Origin of the sequence: Vibrio sp. 10N.222.46.A1 (assembly GCF_041473595.1) — a bacterium.
Classification (GTDB): domain Bacteria; phylum Pseudomonadota; class Gammaproteobacteria; order Enterobacterales; family Vibrionaceae; genus Vibrio; species Vibrio tasmaniensis_A.
The window spans coordinates 1-619 of record NZ_JBFRSN010000922.1 but is presented as its reverse complement, the minus strand read 5'-3'; the positions used below and the strand labels follow the sequence as shown (position 1 = coordinate 619).

Genomic DNA, 619 nt, shown 5'->3' with positions numbered 1-619 from the left:
GCGCCTAGCGACCAAAGTTGGATGTGTTGGTTGTCTGCTGTTGGAAGCGTGCCAACGTTTTTAATTTTTGTCGTTTGATCGAAATTTGAATCAAGGAAAGATAAGTTCCAACGATAGTTATCACCACTTAATTGAAGGTTTGCACCAAACATTCGATTTGTTTCGAATTCCAGCTCGGTTGTCGAATTGAACTCTACTTCATTCTTATCTTTGATTCCGACAAATGGAGAGAGTTGTAGGGTAGCTTCATCGGTTACATCATGAGTCCAACTCACTTTGACACCGTTGAAAGCGGTAATACCAAGAACGCTGTTATACACCTCTGTCGGTGGTCTTGCCGTCATATAGGCTTGGCCAACATAATAGTATTCAGAGGCAAGGAATAGTGGCAGTCGTAATCGACCAATACTCACATCGAAGTCGTTAAATTCATAGCCCAAGTAAGCCCACTCGAGTTGAGGATCACTCCAATCATATTGGGGTGGTTTGACAACTTGTACGGAAGCTTTAAATGAGTTGTAAAAGTAATCGAGTTGAACTCCAAGTGTGGTATCACAGTCATAACAATTTTCATCGGTAAAACCATTGTTGATGATTAAAGGGGAGTCGTTATCTGATG

1 pseudogene is annotated in these 619 nt (G+C 41.4%); it reads right to left on the bottom strand.

Features of this window, described 5'->3' with window-relative positions:
- Nucleotides 1-619, bottom strand: a pseudogene (locus AB4496_RS22055) (sulfate ABC transporter permease); the annotation flags it as partial.